Source organism: Pseudomonas sp. MYb185 (assembly GCF_002979975.1).
Lineage (GTDB): Bacteria > Pseudomonadota > Gammaproteobacteria > Pseudomonadales > Pseudomonadaceae > Halopseudomonas.
Genome location: NZ_PCQD01000007.1, coordinates 184,689 through 202,481 on the forward strand (window position 1 = coordinate 184,689; position 17,793 = coordinate 202,481).

16 protein-coding genes are annotated in these 17,793 nt (G+C 62.3%); 10 read left to right on the forward strand and 6 right to left on the reverse strand.

Annotated features, from left to right (window positions below):
* Positions 1–362 precede the first annotated feature (362 nt).
* The 4 genes from CQ007_RS12800 to CQ007_RS12815 all read left to right on the forward strand — a co-directional run bounded on the left by CQ007_RS12800 (position 363) and on the right by CQ007_RS12815 (position 3,916).
* Positions 363–1,337, forward strand: coding sequence for a DMT family transporter (locus CQ007_RS12800; RefSeq protein WP_105646218.1), 975 nt, complete (start codon positions 363–365; stop codon positions 1,335–1,337).
* Between the two features lie 146 nt (positions 1,338–1,483).
* On the forward strand, positions 1,484–1,876 hold the full coding sequence (locus CQ007_RS19215) for a FagA protein (protein WP_256582285.1): 393 nt from the start codon (positions 1,484–1,486) through the stop codon (positions 1,874–1,876).
* Positions 1,869–3,263: an aspartate ammonia-lyase gene (locus tag CQ007_RS12810; protein WP_105646219.1), complete on the forward strand. Its 1,395-nt coding sequence runs from the start codon at positions 1,869–1,871 to the stop codon at positions 3,261–3,263. Before CQ007_RS19215 ends, CQ007_RS12810 begins: the two co-directional genes overlap by 8 nt.
* 41 nt (positions 3,264–3,304) lie before the next feature.
* The gene (locus CQ007_RS12815; protein ID WP_105646220.1) at positions 3,305–3,916 is read left to right on the forward strand and encodes a superoxide dismutase; all 612 of its coding nucleotides are present in this window, start codon (positions 3,305–3,307) and stop codon (positions 3,914–3,916) included.
* 64 nt (positions 3,917–3,980) lie between these two features.
* Here the strand turns inward: CQ007_RS12815 and fumC are convergent, their stop codons facing one another.
* The gene (gene fumC / locus CQ007_RS12820; protein ID WP_105646221.1) at positions 3,981–5,381 is read right to left on the reverse strand and encodes a class II fumarate hydratase; all 1,401 of its coding nucleotides are present in this window, start codon (positions 5,379–5,381) and stop codon (positions 3,981–3,983) included.
* Between the two features lie 75 nt (positions 5,382–5,456).
* On the opposite strand from fumC, the gene CQ007_RS12825 reads away from it, so the two are divergent.
* The 4 genes from CQ007_RS12825 (at position 5,457) to CQ007_RS12840 (ending at position 8,129) form a co-directional block, all read left to right on the forward strand.
* Entirely contained in the window at positions 5,457–5,975 is a 519-nt protein-coding gene (locus CQ007_RS12825) for a DUF2059 domain-containing protein (RefSeq protein ID WP_105646222.1), read from the forward strand.
* Between the two features lie 143 nt (positions 5,976–6,118).
* A complete protein-coding gene (locus CQ007_RS12830; RefSeq protein ID WP_105646223.1) occupies positions 6,119–6,433 on the forward strand; it encodes a BolA family transcriptional regulator in 315 nt (104 codons plus the stop codon).
* Between the two features lie 100 nt (positions 6,434–6,533).
* Positions 6,534–7,475: a rhodanese-related sulfurtransferase gene (locus CQ007_RS12835; RefSeq protein ID WP_105646224.1), complete on the forward strand. Its 942-nt coding sequence runs from the start codon at positions 6,534–6,536 to the stop codon at positions 7,473–7,475.
* Between the two features lie 21 nt (positions 7,476–7,496).
* A complete protein-coding gene (locus CQ007_RS12840) occupies positions 7,497–8,129 on the forward strand; it encodes a DsbA family protein (protein WP_105646225.1) in 633 nt (210 codons plus the stop codon).
* Positions 8,130–8,229: 100 nt separating this feature from the next.
* Here CQ007_RS12840 and CQ007_RS12845 read toward each other — a convergent pair whose 3' ends face one another.
* On the reverse strand, positions 8,230–8,820 hold the full coding sequence (locus CQ007_RS12845; protein WP_105646226.1) for a YecA family protein: 591 nt from the start codon (positions 8,818–8,820) through the stop codon (positions 8,230–8,232).
* A gap of 170 nt (positions 8,821–8,990) precedes the next feature.
* Between CQ007_RS12845 and recQ the strand changes: the two genes are divergently transcribed.
* On the forward strand, positions 8,991–11,120 hold the full coding sequence (recQ, locus tag CQ007_RS12850; RefSeq protein WP_105646227.1) for a DNA helicase RecQ: 2,130 nt from the start codon (positions 8,991–8,993) through the stop codon (positions 11,118–11,120).
* Between the two features lie 817 nt (positions 11,121–11,937).
* Here recQ and CQ007_RS12855 read toward each other — a convergent pair.
* Positions 11,938–14,130, reverse strand: a complete 2,193-nt coding sequence (locus CQ007_RS12855; RefSeq protein ID WP_105646228.1) for a patatin-like phospholipase family protein — start codon at positions 14,128–14,130, stop codon at positions 11,938–11,940.
* A gap of 181 nt (positions 14,131–14,311) precedes the next feature.
* Here CQ007_RS12855 and CQ007_RS12860 point away from each other — a divergent pair, with 181 nt between their 5' ends.
* Positions 14,312–15,151 (forward strand): UDP-2,3-diacylglucosamine diphosphatase, encoded by an 840-nt coding sequence (locus CQ007_RS12860; RefSeq protein WP_105646229.1) that lies wholly within the window; start codon positions 14,312–14,314, stop codon positions 15,149–15,151.
* Between the two features lie 14 nt (positions 15,152–15,165).
* On the opposite strand, the gene CQ007_RS12865 is transcribed toward CQ007_RS12860, so the two are convergent.
* The 3 genes from CQ007_RS12865 to CQ007_RS12875 form a co-directional block, all read right to left on the reverse strand.
* On the reverse strand, positions 15,166–16,545 hold the full coding sequence (locus tag CQ007_RS12865; RefSeq protein ID WP_105646230.1) for an adenylate/guanylate cyclase domain-containing protein: 1,380 nt from the start codon (positions 16,543–16,545) through the stop codon (positions 15,166–15,168).
* Between the two features lie 131 nt (positions 16,546–16,676).
* A complete protein-coding gene (locus tag CQ007_RS12870) occupies positions 16,677–17,243 on the reverse strand; it encodes an HD domain-containing protein (RefSeq protein WP_105646231.1) in 567 nt (188 codons plus the stop codon).
* Positions 17,244–17,410: 167 nt separating this feature from the next.
* Positions 17,411–17,743 (reverse strand): DUF962 domain-containing protein, encoded by a 333-nt coding sequence (locus tag CQ007_RS12875; protein WP_105646232.1) that lies wholly within the window; start codon positions 17,741–17,743, stop codon positions 17,411–17,413.
* Positions 17,744–17,793: the final 50 nt, after the last annotated feature.

Below are 17,793 nucleotides of genomic sequence, written 5' to 3' on the forward strand. Positions count from 1 at the left end.
CCAGGTAGCGAGAAAAACCAGGGCAACACTGGGCAATTTGGCCCGAATATCGAATTTCATGATGTACCACCTTTTATTTTTGTGTGCGGGCATCTTTGTAAGTTGCCCGGCGGCCAGCGTCGGATAGAGCGCTGGGTTCGATTGTATGGGTTCAAACCGGTTGACCGCAATGCATGCGACCCTCAATTTACCGGCATGTTCCTCCATGCTAGAACATGACAGACGTCCTGTTAGAACGATTGGCTACATCCTTCCTGCGGCTAGTTGCCAGGGGATATGCCTGCTCGCACGCTGTTCAGTACCGCCGCGCAGCTCTACAATAGCGATCTTCTTCTTCCTTCCCTTCGTTTTCGAGAACACTCATGCACGTCGCATCCGGTCGCTGGTTGTACGGATTTCTATTGGCATTGACCACCACCGCCCTGTGGGGCGTGTTGCCGATCATGCTCAAGGAAGTGCTCAATGGCATGGATGCCTTCACCGTGTCCTGGTACCGCATGCTGTCCTCGGGGGTGGTGCTGTTACTGTGGTTGGCGGCGCGCCACCGTCTGCCATCGATTCGGGCACTGTCCTCGCGCAACCGCTGGTTGTTGCTGGTGTCGGTGCTCGGACTGGCGTTCAACTACGTGTTGTATGTGCTGGCGCTGGACAGGTTGACCCCCGGCACCATGCAACTGATGATCCAGATCGCACCGATCATGCTGATGCTCGGCAGCATGCTGGTGTTCAAGGAGCGCTTCGGTATCGGTCAGTTGCTCGGTCTGCTGATACTGTTGCTGGGCTTCGGCTTGTTCTTCAACCAGCGCCTGGTGGAGCTGTTCACCCAGTTGAGCGATTACACCCTGGGCATTCTCATCACCCTGGCCGCGGCCTTCGCCTGGGCGTTGTACGGCCTGGCACAGAAGCAATTGCTGACCATCTGGTCGTCGGTCACCATCATGATGGTCATCTACCTGGCCTGCGCTGCGCTGATCACCCCGCTGGCCACGCCCAGCCAGATACTGCAGCTCAGTCACCTGCAGCTGTGGCTGCTGCTCGGCTGCTGTCTGAATACCCTGGTGGCCTATGGTGCCTTCGCCGAGGCGCTGGTGCACTGGGAAGCCTCACGGGTCAGTGCGACGGTGGCGACCACACCGCTGTTCACCTTCCTGTTGGTGGCGCTGGGTTCGATGCTCTGGCCGGCGGTGATCAAGCCCGAGTTGCTGAACAGCATCGCCTACCTCGGCGCTTTGCTGGTGGTCTCGGGCTCGGCATTGATCGCCCTGGCGCCCAGCCTTCTGCAGAAGCTGAAGAACCGTCGTCTTCGGCAGCTGAGTATCAGTCCACCGCTGGAGTAGCAGCTCCTCTCTGGAAATGCTGGTCGAACCGCCCCCAACCTGCGGGGTGGTGTCGCAGGGGAGTGGCCAGATATCCACGCTCAATCGGTATTGGTTATTAATCTCAAATGGGAGTTAATATCATATCCGTCGATTGAGGCTTTCCCATGTTTCGACCCCGCATGCTGCCCTGCCTGGACTGTTGGTATTGGCAGGGTTTCCGTATCCGTTGTGCGCTGTTGCCCGATGAGCCGCGCCAGTTGGAGCAACATTGGGCGCTGGGGCGGCAACTGGTCGAGCATGGCCTGCTGAGTCCCTGGCGTATGTCGCTGGCCACCCTCAATCTGATGCTCGACAGTGCCTGCGACCCGGCATTGCCCTGGCATTGGCGCAACCTGTGCCTGGATAACGCCTATCGCTCCCTCTACGCCCTGGAACATCTGGCAGATGGTCCTGCGCAACAGCAGATGCTGAATCGTCTACGTAATCGCCTGGCCACCCTGCAGATGCAGCCCTCTCTTTCATTATCCGAACTGGCAGAAGGAAACCCCTATGACTGACACTCCCACCCGTAGCGGCACCCGCATCGAACACGACAGCATGGGTGAACTGGCCGTTCCGGTCGAAGCGCTGTACGGCGCACAGACCCAGCGGGCGGTGAACAACTTCCCGGTCTCCGGGCAGCGCATGCCGGCTGCGTTCATCCGTGCCCTGATCCTGGCCAAGACCGCTGCGGCGCGGGCCAACGTCGAACTGGAGCAGCTCAGTCCAGCACAGGGCGATGCCATCGTCGCGGCCTGCCAGGAACTGCTGGCTGAGGATTTCATGCAGCACTTCCCGGTCGAGGTATTCCAGACCGGCTCCGGCACCAGCTCGAACATGAACGCCAACGAGGTGATCGCCACCCTGGCCAGCCGCCTTCTTGGTGAGCAGGTCAGCCCGAACGATCATGTCAATTGCGGGCAGAGCAGCAATGACATCATTCCGACGACTATCCATGTCAGTGCCGCCATCGAGATCGCCGAACGCCTGTTGCCGGCACTTGACCACCTGCTGAATGTGCTCCGCGAGAAGTCGCTGGCCGTGCAGCCCTACGTGAAAACCGGACGCACGCACCTGATGGATGCCATGCCGGTGCGCATGAGCCAGGTGCTCGATGGCTGGGCACAGCAGATCCAGGCCAATATCGAGCATTTACGCCTGTTGTTGCCGAGCCTGCAGGCACTGGCGCAGGGTGGTACGGCGGTCGGTACCGGGATCAATGCCCATCCGCGCTTCGCCGAACTCTTCTGTGTCGAGCTCAAGGGGCTGACCGGTCAGCCATTCCGGCCTGGCGCCAACTTCTTCGCTCTGATCGGTTCGCAGGACACCGCGGTGTCGGTGTCCGGCCAGCTCAAGACCACGGCCGTGTCGCTGATGAAGATCGCCAACGACCTGCGCTGGATGAACTCCGGGCCGCTCGCTGGTCTCGCCGAGATCGAGCTGGAAGCGCTGCAGCCGGGATCCTCGATCATGCCCGGCAAGGTCAACCCGGTGATCCCGGAAGCCACGGCCATGGTAGCTGCCCAGGTCATTGGCAACGATACAACCATCGCCGTCGCCGGCCAGTCCGGCAACTTCGAACTGAACGTGATGCTGCCGGTGATCGCGCAGAACCTGCTGCATAGCATCGAGCTGCTGAGCAATGTCAGTCGCCTGCTGGCCGACCGGGCCATCGCCACGTTCAAGGTCAACCAGCCCAAGCTCAGGGAGGCGCTGGAGCGCAATCCGATTCTGGTCACGGCGCTGAACCCGCTGATCGGTTACCTCAAGGCGGCGGAAATCGCCAAGCAGGCCTACCAGCAGGGGCGGCCGATCATCGAGGTGGCACTGGAAAACACCGACCTGGAGCGCGATCAGCTCGAACAGTTGCTCAACCCGGAAAAGCTCACCCAGGGCGGCCTGTAACGGCGCCCTGATACCCGTCACGCTCACTGAGGAAGTCGATTATGAGCCATACCCTGCCTGCGTTGCCCTATGCCTACGATGCGCTGGAACCGCACATCGATGCGCAGACCATGGAGATCCATTACAGCAAGCACCATCAGACCTATATCAACAACCTCAACGCTGCGCTGGAAGGCCATGAACTCGCCGAGCTGCCGGTCGAGACGTTGCTGAGCCGCCTCGACCAGGTGCCAGAGGCATTGCAGGCCGCGGTGATCAACCAGGGCGGTGGGCATGCCAACCACAGCCTGTTCTGGACGGTGATGTCGCCGCAAGGTGGGGGCGAGCCGGAGGGCCCGCTGGCGCAAGCCATCGAGACGCAGCTGGGTGGCTTCGCCAGTTTCAGGGAGGCTTTCACCAAGGCCGCCTTGAGTCGTTTCGGCAGCGGCTGGGCCTGGCTCAGCGTGACCCCGGCGAAAACCCTGGTGGTGGAAAGCAGTGCCAACCAGGACAGCCCGCTGATGCATGGCAATACCCCGATCCTCGGCCTGGATGTGTGGGAACACGCCTACTACCTGCGCTATCAGAACCGCCGTCCCGAATACATCGGCGCGTTCTACAAGGTCATCGACTGGGCCGAGGTGTCCCGGCGTTACCATGCGGCGCTGAGCTGACTTTCTCCCTTCATCCTCAAGTAGCAACTGCCTGTCCGCGGGGGCTTTCCGGGAGATGGCAGGGTCAGGGGGCGGGCGGCCGCTCACCTAGCATGGCCTGCGGTTGCACGGCCTGGTCGAAGGTTCGTTCGTCCAGATAGCCGAGGGCCAGCGCCGCCTGACGCAGCGAGGTGCCTTCGGCATAGGCCTTCTTGGCAATCTCGGCGGCCTTGTCATAACCGATCACCGGGTTCAACGCAGTAACCAGCATCAGACTGTTGTCCAGGTGTTCGCGCATGCGCTGGGCGTCCGGCTGCATGCCGTCCACGCAGTGCCGGCGGAAGCTGTCGCAACCGTCGGTAAGCAGTCGCACCGACTGCAGCAGGGCATGGATGATCACCGGCTTGAACACGTTCAGCTGTAGCTGGCCATAACTGGCAGCCATGCCCAGGGAGACATCATTGCCCATGACCTGGCAGGCGATCATCGACAGTGCTTCGCACTGGGTCGGGTTGACCTTGCCGGGCATGATCGAACTGCCCGGTTCGTTGGCGGGCAGGCGCACTTCGGCAAAACCCGCTCGCGGGCCGCTGCCGAGCAGGCGCAGGTCATTGGCCAGTTTCATCAGGGTGACTGCCAGCTGTTTACAGGCACCATGCAGTTGTACCAGTGGCTCATGACCGCTGAGTGCGGCGAACTTGTTGGTGGCACTGGTGAACGGGAGCCCGCTGAGCGTGGCGACCTGTTCGGCCAGCAGTCCGGCGAAGCGTGGCGGAGTGTTCAAACCGGTGCCGACCGCGGTACCACCCTGGGCCAGAGCAAATACCCCCGGCAGGGCCTGTTCCAGCGCCTGGATGCCCATATCCAGTTGGGCAACGAAGGCCGACAGTTCCTGACCGAAGGTGACCGGGGTGGCATCCATCAGGTGGGTGCGGCCGATCTTGATCAGATCGGCATGCCGCCGAGCCTGCTCATCCAGACTGTCACGCAACGCCTTAACAGCGGGCAGCAGATGTTGACGAACCTGCGTCGTGGCAGCCACATGCATGGCACTGGGAAAGGTGTCGTTGGAACTCTGAGAGCGATTGACGTGGTCATTCGGGTGCACCGGCGCCTTGCTGCCGCGCGGTTGGCCTGCCAGCTCGTTGGCGCGGTTGGCAATCACTTCGTTGATGTTCATGTTGCTCTGGGTGCCACTGCCGGTCTGCCACACTGACAGCGGGAAGTGTTCATCGAGTTTGCCGGCGATGACCTCGTCCGCGGCCCGGGCAATCAAGTCGGCCACCTCGGGCTCCAGATTGTTCAACTGCCGGTTGGTCAGTGCCGCGGCTTTCTTGACCAGTGCCAGGGCGTGCACCACCGCCAGGGGAATACGCTCCTCGCCAATGGCGAAGTGGTGCAGCGAGCGCTGGGTCTGCGCGCCCCAGTAACGGTCGGCGGGTACTTCTATATCGCCCATGCTGTCCGATTCAATGCGTGTGCTCATGATCGCTCCCGTGGCTGGAGAATGATTGTCTGACCTGCCAGTATAGGTGCCTGTTCACTTCACGGATGCATTGTCATGCGATTGCTGACTGCCCTGGGCCTTGCCTGCCTGATCATCTCGCCGCTGGCCGGTGCCGACGAAGCGTCACACCGTGCCAGCGCCGAGCGTTTCCTCAAATTGGCCAATGCCGAGGGCATGACTGCGCCGGTCTATTCCCAGATCGAGCAGCTGTTGACCGCGCGTTTTGCCCAGATGGGTGGCTCCATGCAATATGAATCCATCCTGCGTGACTATCGTCAGCGCGCCAGGGCCATGCTGGATGAGCAACTGAGCTGGGAGGCGATCCGCGAGGAACTGGTGGATCTGTATCTACCGGTGTTTTCCGAACAGGAGTTCGAGCAGTTGGCGGTCTTCTATCAATCCCCGGCGGGCAGCAAGTTGCTGCAGCACCTGCCCCAACTGACCCAGGACTCGATGGCGATCACCCGCGAGCGGGTCGAACAGATCATCGCCCCGCAACTGGAGCAGTTGGTGGAGGAGATGGAGGCCGAGGTCGAGGAGCGGCAGGCAGGTAGGGCGGGTAACAGGGAGTAAGGGAAAGTATTGACCCTGCACATTGCCAATAGGCGAGGCCATACCCGACCTCGCTGACACTCAGCTCTGGTCGGTCAATGCTTTCCCGGTTCGCCAGGGCCCGGCTCAGTTACAATGAATCAAACTTTCATGGAGGCATACTCATGCGCACCACACAATCCGCCCTGGAACAGGCTCTGCAGAGCCTGGCCCCGATTCATCTGGAATTGCTCAACGAAAGCCACATGCACGCCGTACCGCCGGGCTCCGAGTCGCACTTCAAGCTGGTCATTGTCAGCCAGGAGTTCGAGGGGCTGAATGCGGTCAAGCGTCACCAGGCGGTATACCGCACCCTGGGCGACCTGATGCAGCAGATTCACGCCCTGGCCCTGCACACCTACTCGCCGACGGAGTGGGCGGCTACCGGCCAGGCGCCGAATTCTCCCCAGTGCATGGGTGGCAGCAAGGCGGATCATTGAACGGTTGGCAGACGGTGCGTTGCCAGATCTTTTTTTGTTAGACTTGCCGCCCCCAAAGTACGCCCTTTACGCGGGCGATAACTGAATAACGAGGTTCTGCATGTCCGACATCGTCGTGGTGGCGCTCTACAAGTTCGTCACCCTGGAAGATTTCGAAGCCCTGCGTCAGCCGCTGCACGACACCATGATGGAGCATGGCGTCAAGGGCACTCTGCTGCTGGCACTGGAAGGTATCAATGGCACCGTTGCCGGCAGCCGCGAAGGCACCAGCGCGCTGCTGGAATGGCTGCGCCGTGACCCGCGCCTGAGTGATCTGGACTGGAAGGAATCGCTCTGCGACGAGATGCCGTTCTACCGCACCAAGGTCAAGCTGAAGAAGGAAATCGTCACCATCGGCGTGCCGGGCATCAGCCCCAACGAGCGGGTCGGCACCTATGTCGAGGCGAAGGACTGGAATGCGCTGATCAGCGATCCGGAAGTGCTGCTGATCGACACCCGCAATGATTACGAGGTATCGATCGGCACCTTCGAGGGGGCGATCGACCCGCAGACCAAGTCCTTCCGCGAATTCCCCGAATATGTGCGTCAGCAGTACGATCCGCAGAAGCACAAGAAGGTGGCCATGTTCTGCACTGGTGGCATTCGTTGCGAGAAGGCTTCGAGCTTCATGCTCAAGGAAGGTTTCGAGGAGGTCTACCATCTCAAGGGCGGTATCCTGAAATACTTCGAGGAAGTGCCGGCCGAGCAGAGCAAGTGGCAGGGCGAGTGCTTCGTCTTCGACAACCGGGTGACGGTGCGCCATGACCTGGCGCCGGGCTCCTTCGACCAGTGCCATGCCTGTCGCCACCCGGTCTCGGCCGAGGACATGGCCTCACCACTCTACGAGCAGGGCATCAGTTGCCCGCATTGCCATGCCAGCCTACCGGAGAAGACTCGCCGTCGCGCCGAGGAGCGTCAGCGGCAGATAGAGCTGGCCAGGCTGCGCAACCAGCCGCACCCGATCGGCTTGCCACCGGAGCTGGCGACCCCCAACGCCAGATAACCCGTCTGCAGGAGACACCGCATGTCCCAGCGCCTGATCTATGTGATGGACCCGATGTGTTCATGGTGCTGGGGCTTCGCTCCGGTCATCGATGCCATTCAACAGGCCTTTCCGCACCTGCCGCTGCACCTGGTGGCAGGTGGGCTGCGGCCCGGGGTTACCGATCCGATGGCCGACTCCGCGCGCCAGGCGTTGGCCGAACATTGGCGGGCGGTCAAGGCCAATACCGGGCAGCCTCTATTGACCCCTGATGCGCTGCCGGCTGGATTCATCTATAACACTGAGCCGGTATGTCGGGCACTGGTCGTGGCCCGGGAACTGAATGTCGATCGGGTATGGGAGTTGGTCGGGATTATCCAGTACGCCTTCTATGCCCAGGCGCAGGATGTCACTCAGTGTACGGTGCTGGCGGATCTGGCCGAGCAGGCCGGCTACAGCCGTGGCAGATTCAGCAAGGCGTTTGTCGCCGAGGTGGCGCAGACCGCGGTGGCCGCCGACTTCACCTGGGCTGCCAATCTGGGGATCAGCGGTTTTCCCACATTACTCGCCGAACGCCATGGCATGCTGGCGCTGTTGTCACAGGGGTATCAATCGGCGGACGGCATCATGCCGTTGTTGCAGCGGTGGGTAGAGGCGGGGGAACAGCGCGCCTAGCGTCATTCCCCCTCCACCCTGACAGGCCCTTTCTGGACCTGCAGGAAAATCATACAAGCGACGCAGGAAGCCAAAGCCGAGGCGGGGGATCCAGGGAGTCTCAGTGGCGCGGGTCGAGCAGTGCCGGGCGGGATTTTTCTTCCGGGGCCTGGAACAGCAGATAGAGCTGGGTCAGCACATCGGGGATATGGTCGAGCATGTCCTGAACCATTTCCTCGTCCTTGGCGATCTCGGCGAACTCGGGCTGGTCTTCGAACAGGCCGGAACCGACCATGATCGGCAGCAGCAGTTCGCTGACGGTTTCCTCATCCTGGCTGAACCAGTCTTCTTCGCGCAGGAACACCCCTTCGAGGAAGCCGACACACCAGCTGCGCAGGTCGGACAGGTCCGGCTCGTCGCCCAGGGTCAGTTCACACGGCGGCTCCAGATCTTCATCGCTGGCCAGGATGCGCCCGATCAGCGCCTTGAGTTCGCGCAGGGTGCCTTCGATATCGGCCTTCTGGGCGTCATCGGTGTACTTTGGCTCCTCGGCGAACAGTTCGAACATCCACTCCTGTTCGGGTACCTCGGCAGGACTTATGGTCAGGGCGGTCAGGTAACCATGCCCGGCAAGATAATCGAGAGCTTCATCGTGCAGATCATCAGCATCCAGGAACTGCTGCAGGCGCTCGAGTTGGTCGGCGAAGGACATGGCACACCTCATTATGGATAATGGTCTGCATTGTACGCATATGGCCGGATTTTGCCAAAGTCTTGGCATTACCAGACGCGGGCCACAGCGAATCTCGGTAGGCCTGATATAATCAGCCCCTTTGTGCTGGCCGGTACCGGCTGCCCGAATGCAATCATGCAAGGAGAATCATGCGCGAGCAAGCCTTACAGCGGCTGCGGGACATTTTCGGCTATGGCGAGTTTCGCGGGCATCAGGCTGACATCATTGATCAGGTAGCTACCGGTGGCGATGCCCTGGTGCTGATGCCGACCGGTGGCGGCAAATCGCTGTGCTATCAGATTCCCGGTTTGCTGCGCCCCGGCCTGGCCGTGGTGGTGTCACCGCTGATCGCGCTGATGGATGATCAGGTGGCCACCCTCAACGAATTGGGACTGCGAGCCGCGGCGCTGAACTCCACGCTGGACGAGCCGGGCCGGCGTGAGATCGCCGAGCGGCTGCGCCGTGGCGATCTGGATTTCCTCTACCTGGCTCCCGAGCGGCTGCTCAAGCCGCGCACGCTGCAGTTCCTGCAGAACCTGGACATTGCCCTGTTCGCCATTGACGAGGCGCATTGCGTGTCCCAGTGGGGGCATGACTTCCGCCCCGAGTATCTGCAGTTGGGCCAGCTCGCCGAGCTGTTCCCCAACGTGCCGCGCATGGCACTGACCGCCACCGCCGACGAGCGTACCCGCGAGGAAATCGCCCAGCGTCTCAGATTGGATGAGGCCAAACGCTTCGTCTCCGGGTTCGACCGGCCGAACATCTTCTACCGCATCGTGCCCAAGGATCGGCCGCGCCAGCAACTGCTGGCGTTTCTCAAGGACCAGCGCGGCAATGCCGGTATCGTCTACTGCCTGTCACGCAAGAAGGTCGAGGACACGGCGCAGTGGTTAAGCGACCAGGGCTGGCCGGCCTTGCCCTACCATGCCGGGCTGAGCTCGGATTTGCGGGCCACGCACCAGCGGCGTTTCCTCAACGAGGAAGGGTTGATCATGGTGGCGACCATCGCCTTCGGCATGGGTATCGACAAGTCCAATGTGCGTTTCGTGGCCCATCTGGATCTGCCCAAGAGTATCGAGGCCTATTACCAGGAAACCGGTCGCGCGGGGCGCGATGGCTTGCCGGCCGATGCCTGGATGGCCTACGGCCTGCAGGATGTATTGTTGCTCAACCAGATCATGGCCGGCTCCGATGGTGACGAGCGGCACAAGCGCATCGAGCGGCACAAGCTCGATGCCATGCTGGCGTTGTGCGAGCTCACCAGTTGCCGGCGGCAGTCGCTGCTCGGCTATTTCGGTGAGACGCTCGAGGAGCCCTGCGGGCATTGCGATAACTGCCAGGAGCCGGTGGCCACCTGGGATGGCAGTGAGGCGGCGCGCATGGCGCTGTCGACCGTCTATCGCAGTGGACAGCGCTACGGGGTAGGGCATCTGGTGGACATCCTGCTGGGCCGGGACAACGAGAAGATCCGCAGTGCCGGTCATCAGCACCTGTCGACCTACGGTATCGGCAAGCAACTGGGCGAGCAGGAGTGGCGTTCGGTGTTCCGCCAACTGATCGCCCGCCGGTTGGTAGAGATCGATCTGGATGGCTTTGGCAGCCTGCGCCTGTCTGACAGCTGCCGCCCGCTGCTGCGCGGCGAGGAATCACTGGCGCTGCGCAAGGATGTCTCCCGCTCGACGGCGGCGCCGCACAAGTCCGGGGACAAACCGGTCATTGCCGAAGCGGACAGACCATTGTGGGAAAACCTGCGCGCCCTGCGCAAACGGCTGGCCGAAGCTCATGGTGTGCCGCCCTATGTGGTGTTTGCCGACTCGACGCTGGTCGACATGCTGCGCCAGCGGCCAACCACCATGCAGGACATGGCCCTGGTCAGCGGTGTCGGCGCGCACAAGCTGGAACGCTATGGCGCGGACTTCCTGCAGGTGTTGCTGGCCGGTGATGATCCGGCCAGCGCACCGCCGGTGCATGAGACCCAGGAAGTACAGGCGCTGGCACTGGCCGGCATGGAGCCGGCGCATATCGCGGCGCAGACCGGAATGCCGGTCAGGCAGGTGTACATGAAGCTGGCCCAGGCGATCAGTACCGGACAGCTGGAATTGCACCACGCTGTCGATCTACCGGCGGGTCAGTTGGAGCGCATCCAGGATCTGTTTCTCAATGCCGCCGAGGAAGACCTCCCCGGTGTGCGCGCGGTGGCCCAGGAGCTCGACGAGCCGGTGGAGGAGGGCATGCTGCACTGCATCCGCGCCGCGTTGGTGCTGGAAATCAGTGGCTGACTGCGGCACCCAGGCGTAGCGCAGGCGCGCTACACCCCCGGGATGAGCGGGGCGGCTGGGGTTGTCGAGCGCCCGCTCGACGACAGGGTGCAAGCACGCAGATCTTCGGCGTAGCGCAGGCGCGCTACACTCCCGGGATGAGCGGGGCGACTGGGGTTGTCGAGCGCCCGCTCGACGACAGGGTGCAAGCACGCAGATCTTCGGCGTAGCGCAGGCGCGCTACACTCCCGGGATGAGCGGGGCGACTGGGGTTGTCGAGCGCCCGCTCGACGACAGGGTGCAAGCACGCAGATCTTCGGCGTAGCGCAGGCGCGCTACACTCCCGGGATGAGCGGGGCGGCTGGGGTTGTCGAGCGCCCGCTCGACGACGGGGGTGCAAGCACGCAGATCTTCGGCGTAGCGCAGGCGCGCTACACTCCCGGGATGAGCGGGGCGGCTGGGGTTGTCGAGCGCCCGCTCGACGACGGGGGTGCAAGCACGCAGATCTTCGGCGTAGCGCAGGCGCGCTACACTCCCGGGATGAGCGGGGCGGCTGGGGTTGTCGAGCGCCCGCTCGACGACGAGGGTGCAAGCACGCAGATCTTCGGCGTAGCGCAGGCGCGCTACACTCCCGGGATGAGCGGGGCGGCTGGGGTTGTCGAGCGCCCGCTCGACGACGGGGGTGCAAGCACGCAGATCTTCGGCGTAGCGCAGGCGCGCTACACTCCCGGGATGAGCGGGGCGGCTGGGGTTGTCGAGCGCCCGCTCGACGACAGGGTGCAAGCACAGATCTTCGGCGTAGCGCAGGCGCGCTACACCTCCAGGGTGAGCGGGTTTGCTAGAACGTCTGCCCCAGGTTCATGTACAACGCGCGTTCACCTTCCTGATTGGCGCCGATGCCGAGGAACAGCGGACCGAGAAAGGTATCCATGCCCAGCAGCAGACTGCCGGCGCCCATATAGCCGGTATCCAGTGCGTCGTCACCCTTGTTGTAGACCCGTCCGTATTCCAGGGTACCACCCAGGTATACCGGGATGGTCAGCGGCATGCTGCTGGCATTCAGCCGCCGGTAATACACCACCCGGGCCAGGTTGTAGTTCTGGCCCGCCAGACCGTTCTGCCGGAAACCGGAGAACTCACCCAGGCCACCAAGGATGAAACTGTTCTGGGCCACGTCCACCTCGTCGTAGGTGCGTCCGGCGGCGGCACCCAGTTGGAGGCTGTGCGAGCCGCTGGCGAAGGCCTTGTTGAAGCGCACTTCCAGCTGCTGGTAACGCTCGTCCGCGCCCAGATCCGGCTCCGACTGGCGCCAGAGAATACGTCCCGCGTCGCCGGAGCGGGGGAAGTTGACGTTGTCCTGGGTGTCGCGGTCGATCTGCAGCGAGTAGAACGCCTCATCGAATTTCAGGGTCGGCTGGTCCGGGTCACCAACGCGGATCTCCGACTTGCCGCCATAGCGCGACAGCCCCAGACGGACCTCGCCGTTGTTGGCGATCTGCCGACCGATGTTGAGGCCGGCACCGTAGCGCTGCTGGCGATAGTCGGCGACCGGATCGTTGTCCAGGATGACCTCGATATTGCGCGCCTCGGCATCGATGAAGGGAGCGACGAAGTAGCGTGAGCCGTAATCCAGGGGTTGGTAGAACTCGCTGTAGAACTGCTGATGCTCACCGATCTGCAGGCGCGTCAGCCATTCGGCGCCCAGCGGATTGACGCCGTTGACGCGGAAGCTGGCGCCGATGGTGAACTGACTGCCACCCTCGAAGTCGTCCACCAGATTCAGCCCCAGGCGCAGGTAGTCGGTGCCGGTCTCCCGGCCGCTGGTGCGGATCAGCAGGGTGTTGCGCTCATCCTCATGGAGGATCTCGTAGTTCACCTGGCTGAAATAGTCGGTGCCGTAGATGGTGCCCATGTCCTTGGCCAGGTGACTGATGTTCAGCGGCTCGCCAAGCTGCTGGCGGACCATGCTGCGCACCACCTCATCGGCAACCTTGCCACTGTTGACCACGCGGATCTCATCGATGATCGGCTGGCGATGCGGACGTTTGCGCGCCAGAATACCGCCGGGTTGCCGCTGGCTGGCCGGCTGGGCGAACGCATGCAGTTCAGGGGACTGCAGCAGACTCTGCTCGCCGGCGCTGATCGCCTGCTCGGCCTCGGCGAAACTGCTGAAGGCGATCTCGCCGAGTTCGGGCTGCAGCAGCATGTCCTGATCGGTGAGGGTAGCCAACTGCTCCTGGGTATTGTTGCGGGTCAGCAGGGTCGTGGTCTGGTCCATGATGTCGAGGATGGTGTGCATGTCATCAGCCGGTTTCAGCGGCGTGGCGATGTCCACCACGATGACCCGGTCCACGCCCATTTCCCGGGCCACATCCACTGGCAGGTTCTTCGACAGCACGCCATCCACCAGCATGCGCCCGTCGACCATCACCGGTGCGAAGAAGCCAGGCAGGCCGATACTGGCGCGAATGGCCTGGGGCAGGTGCCCGCTCTTGAACACCACGGCATCGCCGGTGGCGATGTCGGTGGCCACGGCGCGGAAGGGGATCGGCAACCTGTCGAAATCGTCGATATCGTTGGTGTGTACCAGCAGGCTTTCCAGCGCCAGTCCCAGGTTCTGGCCCTGCAGTATGCCCAGCGGGAAGCTGAGCTTGCCATCCTTGAACGATAGCCGCTGCTTGACCAGGAAATCGCGGTCATCCTGCTTGCGCCGGAAGGGAATGTCCTCGCGCAGTGGCGAATCGCTCAGCGCGGCTGGCCAGTCCATCTCCAGGGCGATCTGCTCCAGCTCGTCGGCACTGTAGCCAGCGGCATACAGACCGCCGATCACTGCGCCCATGCTGGTGCCGGCGATCGCATGCAACTGGATGTCGAGCTTCTCGATCTGCTTCAGTACGCCGATGTGCGCCAGGCCCCGGGCGCCCCCGCCGGACAGCACCAGCCCGGTACGCGGCTCGGTGGTGGGTTGGTCCTGGGCCATGCTCAGGGGCGTGAGCAGGGCTAGCAGCAACAGGAGGGTGCATCTGAACATGGCGAAGCCTGACTGGTTGAGCAAAGAGGGCGGATCGACGGGCCATTGTATACGAGGCAGTCGGACAAGCGGCATTGTTCCTTGTATTAGGCAATGACGTCACCTGGTTGTCATGCGGCTGTCATCAGCCGGTCACCCCGCAGGGCTAGTTTGACCGCAGATAGAGCAAGGGGAGCGACAGATGACTCACGCGGAAGATTTCTCGGTGGTCGGCAAGCAACGGGTGCGTACCATCTGGATATCCGATGTTCACCTGGGTACGCGCGATTGCCAGGCCGAGAAACTGGCGGGCTTTCTCAAGGAATACGAGTGCGATCAGCTGTACCTGGTCGGCGACATCATCGATGGCTGGCGCCTGCGCAAGAGCATGTACTGGCCGCAGTCGCATACCAACGTCATCCGTCGCATCCTGACCATGAGCAAGCGCGGCACCCGGGTGGTCTATGTTACCGGCAACCATGACGAGTTCCTGCGCCGTTACGCCACCTTGAACATCGGCAATATCCTGCTGGTCGACGAGGCCGAGCACCTGACCGCCGATGGTCGCAAGCTGCTGGTCATTCACGGCGACCAGTTCGATGTGATCACCCGTTGCCACCGCTGGTTGGCATTTCTCGGCGACCATGCCTATGAGTTCAGCCTGCGGCTGAACCGCTGGCTCAACTTCTGTCGCAGCCGCTGCGGCTATGGCTACTGGTCGCTGTCAGGCTACCTGAAACACCGGGTCAAGAAAGCCGTCAACTTCATCAGCGACTTCGAGGATGCACTGGCCCATGAGTGCCGCAAGCGTGACATGCAGGGGGTGGTCTGCGGACACATCCACCATGCGGAAATCCGCGAGGTCAATGGTGTCGACTATCACAACTGTGGGGATTGGGTGGAGTCCTGCACCGCGCTGATCGAGCACTGGGACGGCAGCATCGTGCAGTACCAGTGGGGCGAGGCGGTCGCCGAGCCACTGGAGGCGCCCGGTGAAGCGGTCGAGGTGGCAGGTGCTGCCCCACAGACCAGGGTCTGCTGAAACGGCAACCGATCCTAGATGATCACCTTGTCGCGCAGCTTGCGGGCGGCCAGTTCCAATGCCTTGACGATTTCTTCCTTGTCGTAATTGCGAATGCCATTGGTATCCAGGTACATGGAAAAGCCCGGCAGTTCATGTTCGACGAAGGTCGGCGTGGCGCCCAGGTCGCGGCGCAGGCCGACTACCTGATAGATCTGTACTGGCCGGGTAAAGCCCTTGACGTTGATATGGCCCTTGTCGCGGCACATGACCAGGTCCTTGGTCAGCGACCAGGTTTCATGGGGAATCAGTATCTCACCCGCTTCGGCGGCACTTTCCAGACGGCTGGCCAGGTTCACCTCGCGACCGATGATGGTGTAGTCCATGCGCATGTCGGCACCGAAGTTGCCCACCGTGCAATAGCCGGTGCTCAAGCCCATGCGGATCTCCAGCGGCCGGGTGATGCCCTGGCTGCGCCACTGCTGGCGCAGCACCTTCATGTGCTTGCGCATGGCGATGGCCATGGACACTGCTGCCTCGGCGTCCTGCTTGGCACCGCGGCTGACCGGGTCGCCGAAGAACACCATCACGCTGTCACCGATGAACTTGTCGATGGTGCCGCCGTACTGCAGGGCGATGCGTGACATCTCGTTGAGATAGTTGTTCAGCAGGTCGGTCAGCGCTTCGGCTTCCATTTCCTCGGCCAACTCGGTAAAGCCGCGGATATCGGAAAAGAACACAGTCAGCTTCTTGCGCCGGGTTTCCAGGGTGACCCGCTGGTTGCCGGAGAAGATCGACTGCCACACCTGGGGCGACAGGTACTTGGCCAGGTTGCTGGTCAGCTCGGCAGTCTTGGCCTGCTCGGCGCTGATCAACTGCTGCGCATGCTCCAGACGCCGGCCCTGGTGGTAGACGAAGGTGGCGATGATGACGATGAAGACCCCGCCAGCGGCCAGGCTGCAGAAGGCCAGTAGCGGACTGCTGAGCAGTTGCGGCTCGGGGGTGATCAGGGCTGCCGAGAGCATGCTGCCGGTGAAGGTCAGCAGCGCGGCGGAAAACAGATACAGCGGCCCACCGATGATGGTGCTGGCGAAACTGATCAGCAGCACCAGGACCAGGCTGGGCACCAGGCTGAATTGGCACAGGGTGATGAACACGCCGGTATGTACGGCGTCCAGCGCCAGCAGGAGCAGCTTCAGATTACGCCGGCCGGTCTTGCGTCGCAGTCCGGCGATCAGGCGCAGTGCATGTGGATAGACCAGGGCGTAGAGAACGACGCCGCCGAGTAATGGCGTCAGGCCCTGTTCGTAGATGATGGCGGCGAAGATGGTCGCCACGCACAGGTAGGCCATGACCCGGGAATAATAACCTTCCAGTGGCGGTCGGACCGGTTGTATGCGGGTTTCCAAAGTCATGATCAGTCGTTCCCTGGCTAATGGTCCGGTAGTGCTGATCAGTGTGGCAGGGCTGATCGGTCCGGAATGCCAGACCGATCATAGTATGCAAGGGAGGGTTGAACAATGCCTCTCGGGAGACGACAGACAGCTCAGGCGTACACGGACTGGCGCGGGCGGGCAAATACCCGACGCAGCATGGGCTCGAAGAAACTCAGCGGTTCTGCCGGGTAGTCCGGGTCGAAGGCCGGCGCATCGTACAGCGCGCAGAATTCGGCGGTGCGCTGGTACAACGGATGATCCTTGAACTGCTCACGCAGGTGCCGGTCCATTCCCAGGTGATGGAAGAAGTAGTAGCCCTGGAAGACGCCATGTTTCTCCACCATCCACAGGTTCTCCTCCGAGACGAAGGGCTTGAGCATGGCTGCGGCGATATCCGGATGGTTGTAGCTGCCGAGAGTGTCGCCGATGTCGTGCAGCAGCGCGCAGATCACGTATTCCTCATCGCGACCGTCACGGTGCGCGCGGGTGGCGGTCTGCAGGGAGTGCTGCAGGCGGTCGATGGGAAAGCCACCGAAGTCGCCATCGAGCAGTTTCAGGTGCGTCAGGATGCGGTCAGGCAATTGCTGGGCAAATGGGCGGAAGTGTCCGGCGATGATGCTCCAGTCCTCGGCGGTACCGTCCTGCATGGCGCGGAAGGTGGCGCGCTGTTCGCTCATGGCATGTCTCCTCTGATTATCGTTATGCACCTGATGTTACACCGCAGTGGGCGGCGTAACTGTCGGCTGCTCGACAGTCTGGGGGCGCCGTCTGCCTGATCCTGTAGTTCACAGGGCCCGCTGCATGTGCTCGCCGCAGCCCGAGGCGCTCGACAACCCGGCATTGGCTAGAAGCGTATGCGCCCGGTGAGCATGTCCTTGAGCATCACCCAGTCACCCATGAAGCTGTACAGGGGATACTTGAAGGTGGCCGGACGGTTCTTCTCGAAGAAGAAGTGGCCTACCCAGGCAAAGCCGTAGCCGGCCACCGGCAGGGCCAGCAACCACCAGCCGTTGGAGCCGAGGATGGCCCAGGCGAGAATCACCAGCACCAGCAGGCTGCCGACATAATGCAGGCGGCGGCTGGTGTCATTGCGGTGCTCGCTGAGGTAGAACGGATAGAACTCGGCAAACGAACGGAATTCGCCAGTGGCGGGTTTCGAGGTGTCGGTGGCAGGCATGGGAATCTCCTTTGTTATTCTGGCATTGAATGTCGGCGGCCCGGCTGAGG

What these genes read in the sequence shown, in the direction of transcription:
- CQ007_RS12815 (WP_105646220.1), top strand. Translation starts at nt 3,305, where the DNA reads ATGAGCCATACCCTGCCTGCGTTGCCCTATGCCTACGATGCGCTGGAA.
- CQ007_RS12835 (WP_105646224.1), top strand. Translation starts at nt 6,534, where the DNA reads ATGTCCGACATCGTCGTGGTGGCGCTCTACAAGTTCGTCACCCTGGAA.
- CQ007_RS12830 (WP_105646223.1), top strand. Translation starts at nt 6,119, where the DNA reads ATGCGCACCACACAATCCGCCCTGGAACAGGCTCTGCAGAGCCTGGCC.
- CQ007_RS12800 (WP_105646218.1), top strand. Translation starts at nt 363, where the DNA reads ATGCACGTCGCATCCGGTCGCTGGTTGTACGGATTTCTATTGGCATTG.
- CQ007_RS12840 (WP_105646225.1), top strand. Translation starts at nt 7,497, where the DNA reads ATGTCCCAGCGCCTGATCTATGTGATGGACCCGATGTGTTCATGGTGC.
- recQ (WP_105646227.1), top strand. Translation starts at nt 8,991, where the DNA reads ATGCGCGAGCAAGCCTTACAGCGGCTGCGGGACATTTTCGGCTATGGC.
- CQ007_RS12860 (WP_105646229.1), top strand. Translation starts at nt 14,312, where the DNA reads ATGACTCACGCGGAAGATTTCTCGGTGGTCGGCAAGCAACGGGTGCGT.
- CQ007_RS19215 (WP_256582285.1), top strand. Translation starts at nt 1,484, where the DNA reads ATGTTTCGACCCCGCATGCTGCCCTGCCTGGACTGTTGGTATTGGCAG.
- fumC (WP_105646221.1), bottom strand. Translation starts at nt 5,381, where the DNA reads ATGAGCACACGCATTGAATCGGACAGCATGGGCGATATAGAAGTACCC.
- CQ007_RS12845 (WP_105646226.1), bottom strand. Translation starts at nt 8,820, where the DNA reads ATGTCCTTCGCCGACCAACTCGAGCGCCTGCAGCAGTTCCTGGATGCT.
- CQ007_RS12875 (WP_105646232.1), bottom strand. Translation starts at nt 17,743, where the DNA reads ATGCCTGCCACCGACACCTCGAAACCCGCCACTGGCGAATTCCGTTCG.
- CQ007_RS12870 (WP_105646231.1), bottom strand. Translation starts at nt 17,243, where the DNA reads ATGAGCGAACAGCGCGCCACCTTCCGCGCCATGCAGGACGGTACCGCC.
- CQ007_RS12810 (WP_105646219.1), top strand. Translation starts at nt 1,869, where the DNA reads ATGACTGACACTCCCACCCGTAGCGGCACCCGCATCGAACACGACAGC.
- CQ007_RS12855 (WP_105646228.1), bottom strand. Translation starts at nt 14,130, where the DNA reads ATGTTCAGATGCACCCTCCTGTTGCTGCTAGCCCTGCTCACGCCCCTG.
- CQ007_RS12865 (WP_105646230.1), bottom strand. Translation starts at nt 16,545, where the DNA reads ATGACTTTGGAAACCCGCATACAACCGGTCCGACCGCCACTGGAAGGT.
- CQ007_RS12825 (WP_105646222.1), top strand. Translation starts at nt 5,457, where the DNA reads ATGCGATTGCTGACTGCCCTGGGCCTTGCCTGCCTGATCATCTCGCCG.